General features: G+C 72.3%; 16 protein-coding genes. 13 read left to right on the top strand and 3 right to left on the bottom strand.

All coding sequences use genetic code 11. From position 1 onward, the window contains the following. Positions 1 to 7 precede the first annotated feature (7 nt). Positions 8 to 967, bottom strand: a complete 960-nt coding sequence (locus N8J89_RS17125; RefSeq protein ID WP_283665350.1) for a pectate lyase family protein — start codon at positions 965 to 967, stop codon at positions 8 to 10. A 331-nt stretch (positions 968 to 1298) separates the two neighbouring features. Here N8J89_RS17125 and N8J89_RS17120 point away from each other — a divergent pair, with 331 nt between their 5' ends. The 9 genes from N8J89_RS17120 to N8J89_RS17080 all read left to right on the top strand — a co-directional run bounded on the left by N8J89_RS17120 (position 1299) and on the right by N8J89_RS17080 (position 9075). Continuing rightward, a complete protein-coding gene (locus tag N8J89_RS17120) occupies positions 1299 to 2309 on the top strand; it encodes a LacI family DNA-binding transcriptional regulator (RefSeq protein ID WP_283665349.1) in 1011 nt (336 codons plus the stop codon). A gap of 173 nt (positions 2310 to 2482) precedes the next feature. After that, positions 2483 to 4012 (top strand): amino acid adenylation domain-containing protein, encoded by a 1530-nt coding sequence (locus tag N8J89_RS17115; protein WP_283665348.1) that lies wholly within the window; start codon positions 2483 to 2485, stop codon positions 4010 to 4012. Continuing rightward, entirely contained in the window at positions 4009 to 5277 is a 1269-nt protein-coding gene (locus N8J89_RS17110) for an FNR domain-containing protein (RefSeq protein ID WP_283665347.1), read from the top strand. Before N8J89_RS17115 ends, N8J89_RS17110 begins: the two co-directional genes overlap by 4 nt. A 1-nt stretch (position 5278) precedes the next feature. After that, positions 5279 to 5788, top strand: coding sequence for a sigma-70 family RNA polymerase sigma factor (locus N8J89_RS17105; protein WP_283665346.1), 510 nt, complete (start codon positions 5279 to 5281; stop codon positions 5786 to 5788). After that, positions 5785 to 6159, top strand: coding sequence for an anti-sigma factor (locus N8J89_RS17100; RefSeq protein ID WP_283665345.1), 375 nt, complete (start codon positions 5785 to 5787; stop codon positions 6157 to 6159). The genes N8J89_RS17105 and N8J89_RS17100 overlap by 4 nt, the downstream gene beginning before the upstream one ends. A gap of 31 nt (positions 6160 to 6190) precedes the next feature. Further along, a complete protein-coding gene (locus N8J89_RS17095; RefSeq protein WP_283665344.1) occupies positions 6191 to 7402 on the top strand; it encodes a cytochrome P450 in 1212 nt (403 codons plus the stop codon). After that, positions 7399 to 8046 (top strand): TetR/AcrR family transcriptional regulator, encoded by a 648-nt coding sequence (locus N8J89_RS17090; protein ID WP_502868461.1) that lies wholly within the window; start codon positions 7399 to 7401, stop codon positions 8044 to 8046. The genes N8J89_RS17095 and N8J89_RS17090 overlap by 4 nt, the downstream gene beginning before the upstream one ends. Further along, positions 8043 to 8237, top strand: coding sequence for a ferredoxin (locus N8J89_RS17085; protein WP_283665342.1), 195 nt, complete (start codon positions 8043 to 8045; stop codon positions 8235 to 8237). Before N8J89_RS17090 ends, N8J89_RS17085 begins: the two co-directional genes overlap by 4 nt. 64 nt (positions 8238 to 8301) lie before the next feature. Then, positions 8302 to 9075: an SGNH/GDSL hydrolase family protein gene (locus tag N8J89_RS17080; RefSeq protein ID WP_283665341.1), complete on the top strand. Its 774-nt coding sequence runs from the start codon at positions 8302 to 8304 to the stop codon at positions 9073 to 9075. Here the strand turns inward: N8J89_RS17080 and N8J89_RS17075 are convergent. Further along, complete coding sequence (locus N8J89_RS17075; RefSeq protein WP_283665340.1) at positions 8993 to 11320, bottom strand: beta-xylosidase/alpha-l-arabinosidase; 2328 nt, start codon at positions 11318 to 11320, stop codon at positions 8993 to 8995. The genes N8J89_RS17080 and N8J89_RS17075 overlap by 83 nt on opposite strands. A gap of 163 nt (positions 11321 to 11483) precedes the next feature. Between N8J89_RS17075 and N8J89_RS17070 the strand changes: the two genes are divergently transcribed. From N8J89_RS17070 to N8J89_RS17060, 3 genes are read left to right on the top strand one after another with little or no spacing between them, the layout of a single operon-like run. Then, positions 11484 to 12773 (top strand): ABC transporter substrate-binding protein, encoded by a 1290-nt coding sequence (locus N8J89_RS17070; RefSeq protein ID WP_283665339.1) that lies wholly within the window; start codon positions 11484 to 11486, stop codon positions 12771 to 12773. After that, a complete protein-coding gene (locus N8J89_RS17065) occupies positions 12770 to 13621 on the top strand; it encodes a carbohydrate ABC transporter permease (RefSeq protein WP_283665338.1) in 852 nt (283 codons plus the stop codon). The genes N8J89_RS17070 and N8J89_RS17065 overlap by 4 nt, the downstream gene beginning before the upstream one ends. After that, positions 13618 to 14436: a carbohydrate ABC transporter permease gene (locus tag N8J89_RS17060; RefSeq protein ID WP_283665337.1), complete on the top strand. Its 819-nt coding sequence runs from the start codon at positions 13618 to 13620 to the stop codon at positions 14434 to 14436. The genes N8J89_RS17065 and N8J89_RS17060 overlap by 4 nt, the downstream gene beginning before the upstream one ends. Before the next feature lie 17 nt (positions 14437 to 14453). Here N8J89_RS17060 and N8J89_RS17055 read toward each other — a convergent pair whose 3' ends face one another. After that, the gene (locus tag N8J89_RS17055; RefSeq protein ID WP_283665336.1) at positions 14454 to 15458 is read right to left on the bottom strand and encodes an endo-1,4-beta-xylanase; all 1005 of its coding nucleotides are present in this window, start codon (positions 15456 to 15458) and stop codon (positions 14454 to 14456) included. 120 nt (positions 15459 to 15578) lie between these two features. On the opposite strand from N8J89_RS17055, the gene N8J89_RS17050 reads away from it, so the two are divergent. Continuing rightward, positions 15579 to 16589 (top strand): LacI family DNA-binding transcriptional regulator, encoded by a 1011-nt coding sequence (locus N8J89_RS17050; RefSeq protein ID WP_283665335.1) that lies wholly within the window; start codon positions 15579 to 15581, stop codon positions 16587 to 16589. Positions 16590 to 16635 lie beyond the last annotated feature (46 nt).

Genomic DNA, 16635 nt, shown 5'->3' with positions numbered 1-16635 from the left:
CAGGCGCTCAGATGCGCCCTGGGCCTGCCCCGTTCCGGACGATCGTCTTCACGTCACTGGCGCGGTCCAGCTGATAGGAATAGGGAATGCTCTTCACACTGCCGCCGGTCTGCCCGGAGCCGGAGCTGACAAAATGGTTGTTCCGGGCCACCAGCGTGCCCGCGGGAGAACTGCCCTCACCCAGGTGGAACGGGTCCTTGGTGTTCTCGAAGAAATTGCCTTCGACCAGCACGCCACCTTCCTTGGTGGACGCCACGCCGTAACTGGTGACGCCGCCGTAGTAGTTGTTGTAGACGTGCACCGGATTGCCGAAGCGCACCCTGGGGTGCCGCTGACCGGTGCCCTCGAAGGAGTTGTGGTGGTAGGTCACCCGGAGCTTGCCCCGGTCCTCGCCGCCGTTGTCGTCGCTGTGCCCGAGCAGCATCGTCTTGTCGTGGCTGGAGAACCTGTTCCAGGACACGGTGACCAGGTCGGAGGCGCGCTTGACGTCGACCGCGCCGTCCTTGCCGCTGGCGAAGCTGTTGTGGTCGATCCACACCCGGGTGGAGTACTGCACGTTGATCGCGTCGTCGGCCCAGTTCCGGAAGTTCAGGTTGCGCACGATCACATTGCTGGACCTGGAGATGTTGAGCCCGTGCCCGATGATCGCGGCGCCGGAGCCGACCCCGATGATGGTCTTGTCCGAGCTGACCGCGGCCATGCCGGAGAGCGCGATGGTGCCGGTGATGCGGACCACCGCGGGACCGCTGGCCTTGACCGCGGCGGTGAAGGCGGCCGCGGTGCTGACGGTGACCGGGGTGGCGCCGCCACCGCCGGTGGTGCCGCCGCCCTGGGTGGCCCAGCCCGCCAGGTCGAACGGCGCGGCTGAGGCGGCAGGCGCGGCGGCCGCCAGGCCGGTGACGGCCAGCGCGACGACCAGCGCGGCAGACCAGGGAGCCCGCCGGCTCGGTGAGGATGTCCGGGACATCTGCTTCCTCTCGTGAACGGTGGCCACCACCGGGAAAAAGACAGCAGCCACTGCGGAAAATGAGAATCAGCGGCGGTAAATGATAATGACAACAAATGCTGCAACCGGCAGCGTAATGAGGCATTTACCCGCTGTCAACATGCCGATTCGCCGAATTCTCTCATCACGTACATGACCCATTTCGATTGCCTTCGAATCGAATTGTCGAAATGGCTCCGACCGGCTGGAAACCGTCTTGCCGGAGGGCCTTCGCAAGACGGTTGGCCCTAGCCGGACCCCCGGCCCGGCCGTACCGTCCCGAAGCACCAACGGCGGTGACGAGGAGGGCGGGTTGGCCACCATCGCGGACGTGGCTCGGCGGGCCGGCGTCGCCCCGAGCACGGTCTCCTACGTGCTCTCCGGCAAGCGCGCGATCAGCCCGGCCACCAGGGCCAAGGTCGAGGAGAGTGCCCGCGCCCTCGGCTACCTCACCCAGCAGGCGCCACGCGGCGCGGCGCGCCGGACCGGGGTGCTGGGCCTGGTCGCGCCGCTGCGCGCGGGCACCCACCTGCCGGTGCTGATGCGCTTCGTCAGCGCGGTGACCACCGCCGCGCACCGGCACGGCAACGACGTGCTGCTGCTCACCGCGGACACCGGCGCGGAGGGCCTGCGCCAGGCGGTGCAGCGCAGCGGCGTGGACGGCCTGGTGGTGATGGACGTGGAGCTGCGCGATGCCAGGGCGCCGGTGCTGCGCGCGATGGACCGCCCCTCGGTGCTGATCGGCTTCCCGGTCGACCCCACCGGACTGACCTGTGTGGACCTGGACTTCACCGCGGCGGGCGCGCTGTGCCTGGACCACCTGGCCGACCTCGGGCACCACAGCGTGGCCCTGCTCGGCTCGCCCCAGCTGGTCTACCACCGCGACGCCGGTTACGCGCACCGCACCATGGCCGGCTTCACCGCGGCCGCGATCCGCCGCGGCGTCTCGGTGCTGACCAGGGCGACCGACGAGCAGCTGCCCTCGGTGCGGCGCACGGTGGCGGCCCTGTTGCAGGAGCAGCCCCGGCTGACCGCGCTGGTGGTGCACAACGAGGGCGCGCTGCCCTCGGTGCTGACCAGCCTGCGTGAGCTCGGCCGCGACGTGCCGGCCGAGGTGTCCGTGGTGGCCATCTGCCCCGATGAGCTGGCCGAGCGGGCCTCGCCGCGGCTGACCTCGGTGCACCTGCCCGCCGAGGAGCTGGGCGCCAGGGCCGTGGACCTGCTCGCCGCCCGGCTCGCCGGGGTCCGGCCGCCCGCGCTGACCCTGCTGCCACCGCGGCTGACCGAACGGGCCAGCGCGCACCGCCGCCGCCCCGGTTCCTGAGCCACCACGGAGTCCATTGTGGACTCTGCCGTTCGACGCGCGTTCGACGCCGCGTTCGACCACGACCGGGCAACTTCCAAGCCCGGCAACGTTTTCCGGATATTTAGTTGAACATTCACCCGACCTGTCTCGTTCAGACGGGGTGACCACCGGCCTGGCGAAAGGATCCGGGAGTGACCCCGATCGTCGAATCCCCTGCCCTGCGCGGCCTGCCCCCGCACGAGCGCGTGCTCTTCGACCGCTTCGGATGGGGGCCACGCACACCAGTCCCGTTCACCCACGTCCACCTCGCGGTCCAGGCGCGGGCCGCGGCCTGCCCGGAGGCCCCCGCCGTGGAGCACCTCGGCGAGTCGGTGACCTACGCCGAGCTGGACCGCAGGGCCACCGCGCTGGCCCGGCTGCTCATCGAGCACGGGGTGCGCCCCGGCGCGCACGTCGGGCTGTTCCTGACCAGGTCGGTGGCCATGGTGGTGGGCATGCTCGCGGTGCTCAAAGCCGGTGCGGCCTATGTGCCGCAGGACATCCGGCTCACCCCGCCGCCGCACCTGCGGCACATCGCCGCGGTGGCGGACATCGAGGTCGTGCTGACCACCACGGCACACCAGGGACTCGTGCCCGCGGGCCTCGGCACGGTGATCACGATCGACGACCACCCGAGCGCCACCGCGGCACTGCCCGCCCGGTGCGGCGAGACCGCGGTGGTGATCTTCACCTCGGGCACCACCGGCAGGCCCAACGGGGTCAGGGTCACGCACGCCAACCTGTGCAACGTCCTGCTCACCGCACCGGGTTCGCTCGGCATCGGCCCCGGCGACCGGGTGCCGCAGCTGCTCAACATCGCCTTCGACATGGCCGTGTGGGAGGTGCTGGGCACGCTGGCCAACGGCGGCTGCGTGCTGGTGCGCGGCGACGACCCGACCGCGGCGGCCCGCACCGCGACCGCGCTGATCGCCACCCCCGGGGTGCTGTCCACTGTGGACCCCAGGGACTGCCCGCGGGTGCGGGTGGTCGCGGTGGCCGGTGAGCGCTGCCCGCCCGCGCTGGCCCGCGCCTGGTCGCGCACCGCGGTCTTCCACAACGCCTGCGGCCCCACCGAGGTCACCATCGTCAACACCGTGCAGCGCTACGACCCGGCCACCGGCAGGCTGACCATCGGCCGCCCGGTGCCCAACACCACCGTCTACGTGCTCGACGAGGCGCTCAACCCGTGCCGGATCGGCGAGGTCGGCGAGATGTGGGCCGGTGGCGCCTGCGTCACCGGCGGCTACCTCGGCGACGCCGACCTCACCGCGCAGCGCTACCGCCCGGACCCGTTCCTGGGCGGCGGCCTGATGTTCCGCACCCGCGACCTGGTCCGCTGGACCACCGACGGCCAGCTGGAACACCACGGGCGCACCGACGACCAGGTGAAGGTCAAGGGTTTCCGGGTCGAACTGGACGCGGTCACCGCGGCGCTGGAACGCGCGCCCGGCTGCCGGCGGGCCAGCACGGTGCTCTACGAGGGCGGGCTGGTCGGGTTCGTCAGCCCGGCAACCGCCGTGCCCGAGGCGGTCCGCCACTCGGTGGCCGCCCAGCTGCCCTACTACTGCGTGCCCGCGCTGATCGTGCCGGTGGACCGGCTGCCGCTGACCGAGCGCGGCAAGGTGGACCGGCGGGCGCTGCTGACCCGGCTGACCGGCCAGCGGGCGGAGACCGTCGCGTGAGCGCCGCCCCGGTCCTGGCCCCCGCCCCTGCGGGCTGGCGCGCCCGGCTGCGGCGCAGGCCCTTCACCCACCACAACCGGCTGCTGGCCGCGGTGCTGCTGGCCAACCTGGTGCTGGCACTGGCCACCGACTGGCGTGCCGACCTGGACGTGCTGCTGTGGCTGGTGCTCGGCAACCTGCTGCTGGCCGTGCTGATCCGCCAGCAGCACGTGATCAACCTGCTGTTCCGGCTGGCCACCAGCGCGCCGAAGCACTGGCCGCTGCGGGTGCGGTGGACGCTGGGCAAGGTCTACCACTTCGGCGGCCTGCACGTCGGCGCCGCGATCGGTGGCACGGCCTGGTTCGCGGTGCTGGCCTGGGTGATCACCGCCCGCGGCGGCCCCCCAGCGCTGCTGGTGAGCACCTGGGCCATCGCGGTGCTGCTGGTCGCCATGGTGGTGTTCGCGCTGCCGAAGCTGCGCGCGGCCCGGCACGACCTGTTCGAGCGCTGCCACCGCTTCGGCGGCTGGGCGCTGCTGGTGCTCTTCACCGCGCACGCCGCCGCGCTGGCGCAGGCGCAGGGCCGGGTATTCCTCGGCTCCGCGCCGTTCTGGGCCCTGCTGGTGGTGGTGACCAGCGTGGCGCTGCCCTGGCTGCGGCTGCGCCGGGTGCCGGTGCGGATCAGCACGCCGTCCCGGCACGTGGCCCTGGTGGCCTTCGACCACGGCGTCACCCCGTTCGCCGGGTCCTCCACCGCGGTGAGCCGGAACCCGTTGCTGGAGTGGCATTCCTTCGCCAACGTGCCCGCGCCCGGCCGCTCCGGTTTCCGGCTCACCATCTCCCGCGCCGGCGACTGGACCGGCGGGCTGGTGGACGACAAACCCACGCACCTGTGGGTCAAGGGCATCCCGACCGCGGGCGTGGGCAACATCGACCGGCTCTTCCGCGGCGTGGTGTGGGTGGCCACCGGCAGCGGCATCGGGCCGTGCCTGCCGCACCTGCTCGCCGGGGACACCCCGGCCCGCCTGGTGTGGTCGACCAGGAACCCGGTGCGCACCTACGGCGAGGCGCTGGTGGCCGAGATCGAGTCCGTGCAGCCGGAGGCGGTCATCTGGGACACCGACCGCGACGGCAAGCCCGACCTGGTCGAGCTGGCGCTGCGCGCGCACCGGGAGTCCGGCGCGGAGGCCGTCATCTGCATCTCCAACCGGAAGACCACCTGGCACGTGGTCGAGTCCCTTGAGGCACAAGGGATTCCGGCCTACGGCGCGATCTGGGACTCCTGAGGTGGCCACCACGGCGGCGGAGCTGCTCCGCCTGGTGCACGACCGCCACGCGCCCGCGCTGCGGCGCTTCGCGCTGCGGCTGACCGGCGACGAACAGCTCTCCCAGGACGTGGTCCAGGAGAGCCTGCTGCGGCTGTGGCGCAGCCCGGCGGTGCTGGACCAGGGCGAGTCGGCGGCGCGGGCCTGGCTGTTCCGGGTGGCGCGCAACGTGGTCGTCGACGAACGCCGCAGCGCGCACTCGCGGCGGGAGGTGGGCGCGGCCAGGGTGCCCGACCCGGCGCGCCCCGACCAGACCGACTCGGTGCTGGACGCCTGGGTGATCACCGAGGTGCTGACCCAGCTGACCACCGAGCACCGCACGGTCATCATCCGCGCGTTCTACCTCGGGCACTCGGTGGCCGAGCTGGCGGTGGACCTGGCGGTGCCGCAGGGCACCGTGCGCTCCCGCCTGCACTACGGCCTGCGCGCGTTGCGCCGCGCCCTCCGGGAGAAGGGGCTGACCAGCCGGTGACGCCACCAGCCGACCCGTACCGGGAGTGGGACGCCGCCTATCTGCTGGGCGCGCTGTCACACACCGAGCGCCGGGACTACGAAGGACACCTGCATGCCTGCCGCCCGTGCGCCCGCGCGGTCGCCGGGTTCGCCGGGCTGCCCGGCCTGCTCGCCACGGTGGCCAGGGAGCAGGCGGCCGAGCTGCTCGACCCGGCGGGTCCCGCGCCCCCGGAAGCCCTGCACGCCGGGCTGGTCCGCGCGGCACGCAAGGCCCGGTGGGCCAGGTTCGGCACCACCGCCGGGGTCGTGACCGCAGTGCTCGCCGGGGCGCTGCTGGCCACCTGGCTTGCGACCCCGCGCCCCCACCGCCAACTTAAGTCAGTTGATTGACTTACTTCCAGTCCGGGGCCATGCTGGCGACATGACCCAGCTGCCCCGCTTCCCGTTCGAGTCCGACGCCGCCCTGGAGCCACCCGCCGAGTGGGCCAGCTACCAGGAGCGCTGCCCAGTGGCCAAGGTGCAGCTGGCCAGCGGGGACGAGGCCACGCTGATCACCCGCTACGAGGACGTCAAGAGCGTGCTGGCCGACCCCCGGTTCACCAGGCCGACCGCGGCGGACAACGCGGCCCGCGTCGCCGACACCGAGTCCGGCGGACTGTTCAACAACGAGATGTCCACTGTGCTCCCCCAGCACGGCGAAGGGCACCTGCGCTGGCGGCGGATGATCGGCAAGTGGTTCACCGCCAAGCGGATGAACGCGCTGCGGCCCGCCATCGAGGCGATGGCCGAGCAGCTGGTGGACGACATGGTGGCCAAGGGCTCGCCCGCGGATCTCAAGGCGGCGCTGGGCTTTCCGCTGCCGGTGTGGGTGATCTGCGACCTGCTCGGCGTGCCGGATGCCGACCGGGACCGCTTCGCGCACTGGTCGGACGCGCTGCTGAGCATGACCCGCTACACCCAGGCCGAGATGGACCTGGCGCAGGCGGAGTTCGCCCGGTACATGGCCGGGCACATCGCGGCCAAGCGCGCCGAGCCCGGTGAGGACCTGCTCAGCGCCCTCATCGCGGAGACCGGCCCGGACGGCGAGCCGATGTCCGACCCGGCGCTGATCGCCACCGGCATGGGCCTGCTGATCGCCGGGCACGAGACCACCGCCAACATGATCACCAAGATGACCGCGATGCTGCTGGCCGACCGGCGGCACTGGGAACGGCTGCTGGCCGAGCCTTCGCTGGTGCGCACCGCGGTGGAGGAGACGCTGCGGCTGGACGCCAACGCGGGCTTCGGCATGGCGCGCTACCTCACCGAGGACATCGAGATCGCCGGGACCACCCTGCCCAGCGGCACCACCGCGGTGTGCAGCATGGCCGCGGCCAACCGGGACGAGCGCGCCTTCACCGCCGCCGCCGAGCTGGACCTGGGCCGCAGCCCCAACCCGCACCTGGCCTTCGGCGCGGGCGCGCACGCCTGCCTCGGCCAGCCGCTGGCCCGCACCGAGCTGCAGGTGACCCTGGAGGTGCTGCTGCGCAGGCTGCCTGCCCTGGAGCTGGCCGTGCCGGTGGCCGAACTGCGCAAGGTCGAGGGACTCGCGGTGGGCGGGCTGCGGGAGCTTCCGGTTCGATGGGGGCCATGACCACCAGCAGGGCGGCGCGGGCCCAAGCCACCAGGGAACAGATCCTCACCGCCGCGGAACGGCTCTTCGCCGAGCACGGCGTGTTCGCGGTGTCCAACCGGCAGGTCGCCGAGGCCGCCGGGCAGGGCAACAACACCGTGGTCGGCTACCACTTCGGCACCAAGGCCGACCTGGTGCGGGCGGTCATCCGCAGGCACGCCACCGCGATGGAGCGGCGGCGCGACCCGATGGTCGCCGAGGTCGCCGGCAGCAGGGAGGTCCGGGACTGGATCACCTGCCTGGTCCGCCCGCTCACCGACCACCTGGCCTCGCTGGGCAGCCCGACCTGGTTCGCCCGCTTCGCCGCGCAGGTGATGACCGACCCGTCGCTGCGCCCGATCATGGAGGAGGAGGCGCTGACCTCCCCCAGCCTCCACCGGATCGTCGACGGACTGCACCGCAGCCTGCCCGACCTGCCCGGCGAGGTCAGGGACGAACGCGGCGGCATGCTCCGCCACCTGATGGTGCACATGATGGCCGAACGCGAGCTCGCCCTCGCCGAGCACACCCACACCCCCAGGTCCAGCTGGCAGGACGCCGGCACCGGCCTGATCGACGCGCTGGTCGGACTGTGGCTGGCCCCGGTCACGAAGGAGGAACCATGAAGATCACCGTGGACCAGGACCGGTGCTGCGGCGCGGGCACCTGCGTGCTGCTCGCGCCGGAGGTGTTCGACCAGCGCGAGGAGGACGGCATCGTCGTGCTGCTGGCGGAACAGCCGCCCGCGGCGCTGCACGAGACGATCCGCGAGGCCGCCGCGGTGTGCCCGGCCGCGGCGATCACGGTGCGCGAGTGATTTGTCCACCAGCGGGTACCTGAGGATGGACAGACCCGACCTTCAGGCGTGACAGGGAGTCCCGATGTCGGCTGGCCGGGTTGGCCGGGCTCCGGTGGTCCTCCTCGCGCTCAGCCTGGTGATCGCCCTGGCCTGGGTGCTGCCACCGGCCCAGGTCCGGATCATGCCGCTGGGCGACTCGATCACCGGTGCTCCTGGCTGCTGGCGCGCCGTCCTCTGGCACCAGCTCCGGGCGGCCGGGCACACCGACCTCGACTTCGTGGGCCCCAGGACCGGCGGCGCCTGCCCGCTGACCTACGACCGCGACCACGCGGGGTACAGCGGCTACCAGGCCACCAGGATCGCGCGGGAGGACCTGCTGCCGTCCTGGCTGGCCGTGGCCAGACCGCACATCGTGCTGATGCACCTGGGCACCAACGACCTGTGGCACGGGGCCGGGACCGAGGCGGTGCTGGCCGCGTACGCGAAGCTGGTCGGGCAGCTCCGGGCGCGCAACCCGGAGGTGCGGATCCTGCTCGCGCAGATCATCCCGATGCGGGCGATCGGCTGCGACCCCTGCGCACGGCGGGTGCTGGCGCTCAACCGCGCGATCCCGGGCTGGGCGGCGCAGCGGTCCACCGCGCGCTCGCCGATCACCGTGGTGGACCAGTGGACCGGCTTCGACGCAGCCACCGACACCATCGACGGGGTGCACCCCAACGACACCGGGTTCCGCAAGATGGCCGACCGCTGGCTGCCTGCCGTGACCGAGGCCCTCAGCCGGCGGCCTCCGCCGGGTCGAGGACCACCGGGGTCATCAGCACCCGGTCCGGGCCGGGATGGCGCGCTGCCCCGGTGACTTCGACCGTGGCCTGCCACCGGATGTCGGTGCTGGAGGAGCCCAGCAGCAGGCGCAGCTCGCCGGGTTCGACCACCCGGCGGCCGTCACGGCCGGTGAAGGAGGTCCGGTCGGCGTGCAGCCGGAAGCGGACCCGCACCGACTCCCCGGGGTCCAGGTGCACCCGGGCGAACCCGGCCAGCTGACGCACCGGCCGGGTCACCGAGGCCACCGGGTCGTGCAGGTACAGCTGGACGACCTCCGCGCCGGGCCGGTCGCCGGTGTTGCGCACCAGGCAGGACACCTCGATCTCCCCGTCGCTGGGCAGTTCAGGCTGCGCGTGGCCGTCCAGGTACTCGAAGCTGGTGTAGGACAGGCCGTGGCCGAACGGGAACCGCGGGGCCGGGTCCACCGAGCTGACCGACCCCGGGCCGCCGAGCGGCGGGTGCAGGTAGGTCGCGGGCTGCCCGCCGGGGCCGTGCGGGACCTGCGCGGGCAGCTTGCCCGAGGGGTTCACCCGGCCGCTGAGCACGCCCGCGACCGCGCCCGCGCCTTCCTGTCCGGGGAAGAACGCCTGCACCACGGCCGCGGCCCGTTCGGCGTCCCCGCCGAGGGCGTAGGGGCGGCCGGCCAGCAGGACCAGCACCACCGGCGTCCCGGTGTCCAGCACCGCGGCCAGCAGTTCGGCCTGCACCCCGGGCAGGGCCAGGTCGGCGGCGTCGCAGCCCTCGCCGGAGGTGCCGCGGCCGAACAGGCCGGAGCGGTCGCCGAGGGCCAGCACGCACACCTCGGCGGCATCGGCGAGCGCGGCCGCGGCCGGGATGCCGGAGCGGTCCTCGCCGGTGACCGCACAGCCTGGGGCGCAACGGATCTCGGTGTCCGGGAACTCGGCGCGCAGCGCGTCCAGCAGGGTGGGCGCCTCGATGCCCAGCGGGACCTCGGGGTGCTGGGTGCCGACGTGGCTGGGGAAGGAGTAGCAGCCCAGCAGCGAGAGCACCTCCTCCGCGCACGGCCCGACCACCGCGAGATGACCGGGCTCGCGCAGCGGCAGCAGGCCGGAGTCGTTGGCCAGCAACACGATCGAGCGCTCGGCCAGGGTGCGGGCCAGCGTGCGCAGCTCCGGCGGGTCCAGGTCCACCGGCCGGTCCTGGCGCAGCGCGGGCGGCTCCGGGTCCCAGTCCTCGTCCAGCAGGCCCAGCTCGCACTTCTGCCGCAGCACCCTGGTCACCGCGCGGTCCACCAGCTCCTCCGGCACCACACCCGCACGCACCAGCTCGGCCAGCGGCTCGCCGTAGCAGCGCACGCTCGGCAGCTCCACGTCCACCCCCGCGGCCAGCGCGAGCGCCGCCGCCTCACCGGGGGAACCGGCCACACCGTGCGCGGTCTCCAGGAAGGAGACGCCGAAGTAGTCGGCCACCACCACACCCTGGAAGCCCCAGGTCTCCCGCAACAGCCCGGTCAGCAGCGCCGGATCGGCCGCTGGCGGCACGCCGTCGACCTCAGCGTAGGAGTGCATCACCGAACGCGCCCCGCCCTCGCGCAGGGCCAGCTCGAACGGCGGCAGCACCACGTCGGCGAACTCGCGCGGCCCCATGCCCACCGGGGCGTGGTTGCGGCCGGCGCGGGAGGCGGAGTACCCGGCGAAGTGCTTGAGCGTGGCCACGATCCCGGCCGACTCCAGGCCGCCGGTGTAGGCCGCGCCGAGCACGCCGACCAGGTACGGGTCCTCCCCCAGCGTCTCCTCGGACCGGCCCCAGCGCGGATCGCGCAGCACGTCCAGCACCGGGGCCAGGCCCTGGTGCACGCCGACCTCGGCCAGTGATCGGCCCACCGCCTCGGCCATCCACCGCACCGTGCCGGGGTCGAAGGCGGCGGCCCAGGCCAGTGGTGCCGGGAACACGGTGGCCCGCCAGGCGGTGAAGCCGGAGAGGCACTCCTCGTGCGCCATCGCCGGGATGCCCAGCCGGGTGTTCTCGACCAGGCGGCGCTGGGTCTGGGCCAGCGCCCTGGCCGCGTGCGCCGGATCGACCGGGGCGGTGCCGAAGACGCGGGTGAGCTGGCCCAGCCCGGACTTGGTCAGCTCGTCCCACGGAGGAAGGGACTCGGCGAACTCGTGCTGGGCCGGGGCGACCTCGGCCGCCACCTCGGACACCCCCACCCACACGCCGACGAGCTGGGCCAGCTTCTCCGCCAGGGTCATCTCGGTGAGCAGCGTGGCCACCCGCTCCTGCACCGGACGCCCTGGGATCCCCCAGACGCGATCCATGACGCCGATAGTATCGATAAGACTGCGAAACACAACCCGCCGCAAACTAGCTGCCAAAACGGGACTCTGTTTGGACTAAAGCCGCTCTTGACACCAACAGAGCAGCGTCCATAGGGTCGGCCGCACTCGCGATATTTCCGAAACATTTCGGAAAGGTGGCTCCATGTTACGGCGTTCCCGACCGCGCTTTCTCCGCCTCTGCGCGCTCGCCCTGGCCGCGGGCGCGCTGGCCGCCTGCGGCACCTCCGGCCCGGCGGGCCAGGCGGGGGTCACGGTGTGGGCCTTGCAGGACAACGTGCTCAACCCGATCGAACAGCAGTCGGTGGACCGCTTCAACCGCGCGGGCGGCACCGCCAAGCTGGAGACCTTCGCCAACGACCCGTACAAGCAGAAGCTGCGGGTCGCCCTCGGCTCGCCGAACCCGCCCTCGGCCTTCTTCAACTGGGGCGGCGGCAACCTCAAGGAGTACGTCGACGCGGGCAAGGTCGCCGACCTGACCCCGCTGCTGGCCGAGAACCCCGGCCTCGGCGAGGCGTTCCTGCCGAACGTGCTGGACGCGGCCCGCCTGGACGGCAAGCTCTACGGGCTGCCGATGCGCGGCATGCAGCCGGTGGTCCTGTTCTACAACAAGGAGGTCTTCGCCGCCGCGGGCGCGCGGCCGCCGGGCACCTGGGAGGAACTGCTGGCACTGGTGGAGACCTTCAAGGCCAGGAACGTGCAGCCGATCGCGCTGGCCGGCTCGCAGGCCTGGACCGAGCTGATGTGGGCGGAGTACCTGCTCGACCGGATCGGCGGCACCGAGGTCTTCCGCGCGGTGAAGGGAAAACCCGAGGGCTGGCGGCACCCCGCGGTGCTGGAGTCGATGACCCGGCTCAAGGAGCTCATCGACCGCGGCGGCTTCGGCCGGGACTTCGCCGGGGTGGGCTACGACCTCGGCGGCGCCTCCACCATCCTGGCCCAGGGCAAGGCCGCGATGCACCTGATGGGCTCCTGGGAGTACGTCAACCAGCTCGGCCAGAGCCCGGAGTTCGTCAAGCGGGAGGCGCTGGGCTGGGTCCCCTTCCCCGCGGTGCCCGGCGGCAAGGGCGACCCGCGCAACCTGGTCGGCAACCCGGCCAACTTCTACTCGGTGTCCGCCGGATTGTCCACAGTGGACCAGGCCAAGAAGTTCGTGGCCACCCAGCTGCACGACCCGGGCTACGTGCAGGCGCTCATCGACGCCGGCGACGTGCCCGCGGTGAGCGGGCTGGCGGACAAGCTGGCCAAGGCCCCCAACGCCGCCTACACCAGCTGGCTCTACGAGCAGGTGCGCGCCGCCCCGCACTTCCAGCTGTCCTGGGACCAGGACCTGCCAGCCGAGCAGGCCACCTTCCTGCTCACCCAGCTCCAGGAGTTCTTCCTGGGCAAGCTCTCCCCGCAGCAGTTCGTCGACGCGCTGGCCAGCCGCGGATGACCCAGCGGCCGTCGGCTCTCTACGCCCTGCCCGCACTGGCCTTCTTCACCCTGTTCGCGGTGCTGCCGATGGTCCTGGTCTTCGGCCTGAGCTTCACCGCATGGGACGGCCTGGGCGCGCCGCGGGTCACCGGCGCGGACAACTGGGCCCGGCTCTACGCCGATGACCAGGCGCACGCCGCGCTCGGCCGGACCCTGCTGATCATGGTGCTGTCCTGGCTGGTGCAGACCCCGCTGGCGCTGCTGACCGGGGTGTGGGCGGCGGGCAGGCAGCGCGGCCGGGCGGTGCTCAGCGCGCTGTTCTTCCTGCCGCTGCTGCTCTCCACCGCCGCGATCGCCCTGCTGTGGCAGGCGTTGCTGGACCCCAACTTCGGCCTCACCGCCGGGGTGCTGGCCCCGCTGGGCGACCCGCAGCTGGCGCTCTACACCGTGGTGCTGGTGATCACCTGGCAGTACGTGCCCTTCCACACCCTGCTCTACCAGGGCGCGGCGCGGGCGGTGCCGCCCGCGCTGTACGAGGCCGCGGTGCTGGACGGGGCCGGGCGGCTGGCCCGCTTCCGGCACATCACGCTGCCCCAGCTGCGGCACACCGTGATCAGCTCCTCGGTGCTGATGCTGGTCGGCTCGCTGACCACCTTCGACACCGTGCTGATCCTCACCGGCGGCGGACCGGGCACCGCGACCCGGATCCTGCCGCTGCACATGTACATCACCGGGTTCACCGGCTTCGAGCTGGGCTACGCCAGCACCATCGGCGTGCTGCTCATGGTGCTGGGCGCGGCGCTGTCGCTGATCGTGTTGCGGGCCACCGGTTTCCGCGCCATGTCCAGTCAACAGGAGGGCGTATGAGGATCACGCCGAACCGGATCGGCGGCGCCTTCGCCGGACTCTGGCTGCTGGTGGTGCTGCTGCCGCTGTACTACATGCTGGCCGCGAGCCTGCGCGGGCGGGCCGACTACCTCGGCGGCCATCCCCTTGCCCCGCCGGCGAACCCGACCCTGGCGAACTACCTCACCGTGCTGGAGGGCGGGTTCGGCCGGTACCTGCTCAACAACGTGGTGGTCACCGGGGCCACCGTGCTCATCGTGCTGCTGCTGGCCGTGCCAGCGGCCTACGCGGCCACCAGGAGCACCAGCCCGTGGGTGCGGCGCGGGTTCAGCCTGCTGCTGGCCGGGCTGGCGATTCCGGCGCAGGCCACCATCATCCCGGTCTACCTGCTGATCACCCGGCTGCACCTCTACGACAGCCTCACCGGGGTCATCCTGCCCACCGCGGCCTTCGCGCTGCCGGTGGCCACCCTGGTGCTGACCACCAGCCTGCGCGATGTGCCGCGCGAGCTGTACGAGGCGCAGGCCATCGACGGGGCCGGGCCGCTGCGCACGCTGTTCGACCTGGTGCTGCCACTGGCCAAACCGGCCATCGTCACCGTGGCCATCTACACCGCGCTCAGCGCCTGGAACGGTTTCCTGTTCCCGCTGGTGCTCACCCAGTCCGCGGAGAACCGGGTGCTCACCCTGGGACTGTGGAACTTCCAGGGCCAGTTCGGGGTGAACGTGCCCGGCCTGCTGGCCGCGGTGACGCTGTCCGTGCTGCCGATCTTCGTGGTCTACCTGATCGGGCGGCGGTTCCTGCTGGCCGGCCTCACCGCCGGGTTCGGCAAGTGAGGCCGGCCCGCGCCGGGTCAGGGGTTGATCGCGCGGTAAGCCGGTTTTGGTTGCAGGGAGCGGTCGAACAGGCAGGCGTCCCCGGTGCCGGGGAAGGTGCCCGGCACCCAGGAGTGCCGGTCGGTGAAGCCCCAGGTGGTGAACTCCACGCAGCGGCTCACCGCGTGGCAGCCGTCCCACAGCTGCTTGTAGTAGTTCGCCTGGGCGGCCAGTTTGCCGCCGTCACTGGGCAGCTGGATGCGCACGTCGGCCTCGGTGATGGCCACGTCCAGGCCGAGCGCGGCCAGCCGCCGCAGGTTGTCCTGGTAGCCGCCGGGGAAGCCGTACTGGGTGGCCAGGTGTGCCTGGATGCCCACGCCGTCGATCGGCACGCCCTGCTGCTTGAGCTGGCGCACCAGCGCGTACATCGCGTTGGCCTTGGCGCTGTTGCCCTCGGTGTTGTAGTCGTTGATGTAGAGCTTGGCCGAGGGGTCGATCTGGCGGGCCAGCCGGAAGGCATCCGCGATCCAGTTGTCGCCCAGCCTGGTCTGGAAGATCGAGTTGCGGCGCCTGCCGTCCTCCTCGAACACCTCGTTGACCACGTCCCAGGCCCGGATCTTGCCCTTGTACCTGCTCATCGTGGTGCGGATGCGCTGCTCCACCGCGGCCCGCAGGTCGTTGGCGGAGAGGTTGTTCAGCCAGTTCGGGTACTGGCTGTGCCACACCAGGGTGTGCCCGCGCACGGTCTTGCCGTTCTGCTGGGCGTAGTTGACGATCGCGTCCGCGCCGCCCCAGTTGTACTGGCCGCGGTTGGGCTCGGTGACCGCCCACTTCATCTCGTTCTCCGGCGTCACGCTGTCGAACTCGCGGGTCAGGGTCCCGCGGTAGTCCTGCTCGCCGGCCAGTGGCCCCGCGGCCACCGCGCTGCCGACCCAGCGGTTGGTGATGCCGTGCAGGGGCCCCGCGGCCGAGGCGGGTAGCGCGCCCGCGCCCACACCGGCCACCAGCAGGCCCAGCACCAGCAGTTGTCTGCGCAACTTCATTGTCGCTCCAGGGCTTGTCGATACTTTCTATATGAAAACCGACACTTTCGAAGCTAGGCGCGTTCGTGTCGCTCCGGCAATAGGCCCGTTGGGGCAACCCGGTTGTCGTAGACTCCGGCCATGGCACCGGGCAAGGTCACCATCGCGGACATCGCCGCCGAGGCAGGCGTCTCGATCCCGACAGTTTCGAAGGTGATGAACGGCAGACCCGATGTCGCGGCGGAAACCCGCGAGCGGGTGGAGTCGATCATCCGGCAGCACGGCTACCAGCGCAGGGGCGATGAGCGGTCCCGCCGCTCGACCCTGGTGGAGCTGATGTTCCACGAGCTGGAGAGCGCCTGGGCGCTGGAGATCATCCGCGGCGCCGAGCAGGTGGCCGCCGAGCAGGGTCTCGCGCTGGTGCTCTCGGAGTCCCAGGGCAGGCTGACCCCCGGCCAGCGCTGGGTGGACGGCGTGATCACCCGCAAGCCGCTGGCCGTGGTCGCGGTGTTCTCCGACCTCAGCGCCGCCCAGCTGGCCAAGCTGCGGGCCAGGGACATCCCGGTCGTGGTGGTGGACCCGATCGGCGAGCCGGGCGTGCACACCCCCTCGATCGGCGCGACCAACTGGAACGGCGGCCTGACCGCCACCCGGCACCTGATCGAGCTGGGCCACGAGCGCATCGCGGTGATCGGCGGCCCGGAACGGGTGCTGTGCAGCCGGGCCAGGGTGGACGGCTACCGCGCCGCGCTGGAGACCGCCGGGCTGGTGGTGGACCCGGAGCTGGTGCGCTACGGCGACTTCCACGTCGAGTCCGGCCGCGCCCAGTTCGAGGCGCTGCTCGAGCTGCCCCGCCGGCCCACCGCGGTCTTCGCCGGCAGCGACCTGCAGGCGCTGGGCGTCTACGAGGCCGCGCGCACCGCGGGCCTGCGCATCCCGGAGGACCTGAGCGTGGTCGGCTTCGACGACCTGCCGGTGGCGGAGTGGGTCGGCCCGCCGCTGACCACGGTCCGCCAGCCGTTGCAGGACATGGCCGCCGCGGCCACCCGCCTGGCGGTGTCACTGGCCCGCGGCACCGAACCGGAGCACCGCAGGGTCGAGCTGGCCACCACGCTGATCGTCCGCCGCAGCACCGCGCCGCCCGCGAGCTGACCCAAGCCGCGGCGCGGGTCCCGGGTGGAGGAAAGGGACCCGCGCC

This window comes from Crossiella sp. CA-258035, from assembly GCF_030064675.1.
GTDB lineage: Bacteria > Actinomycetota > Actinomycetes > Mycobacteriales > Pseudonocardiaceae > Crossiella.
This window is presented reverse-complemented; position numbering and strand designations above follow the sequence as displayed.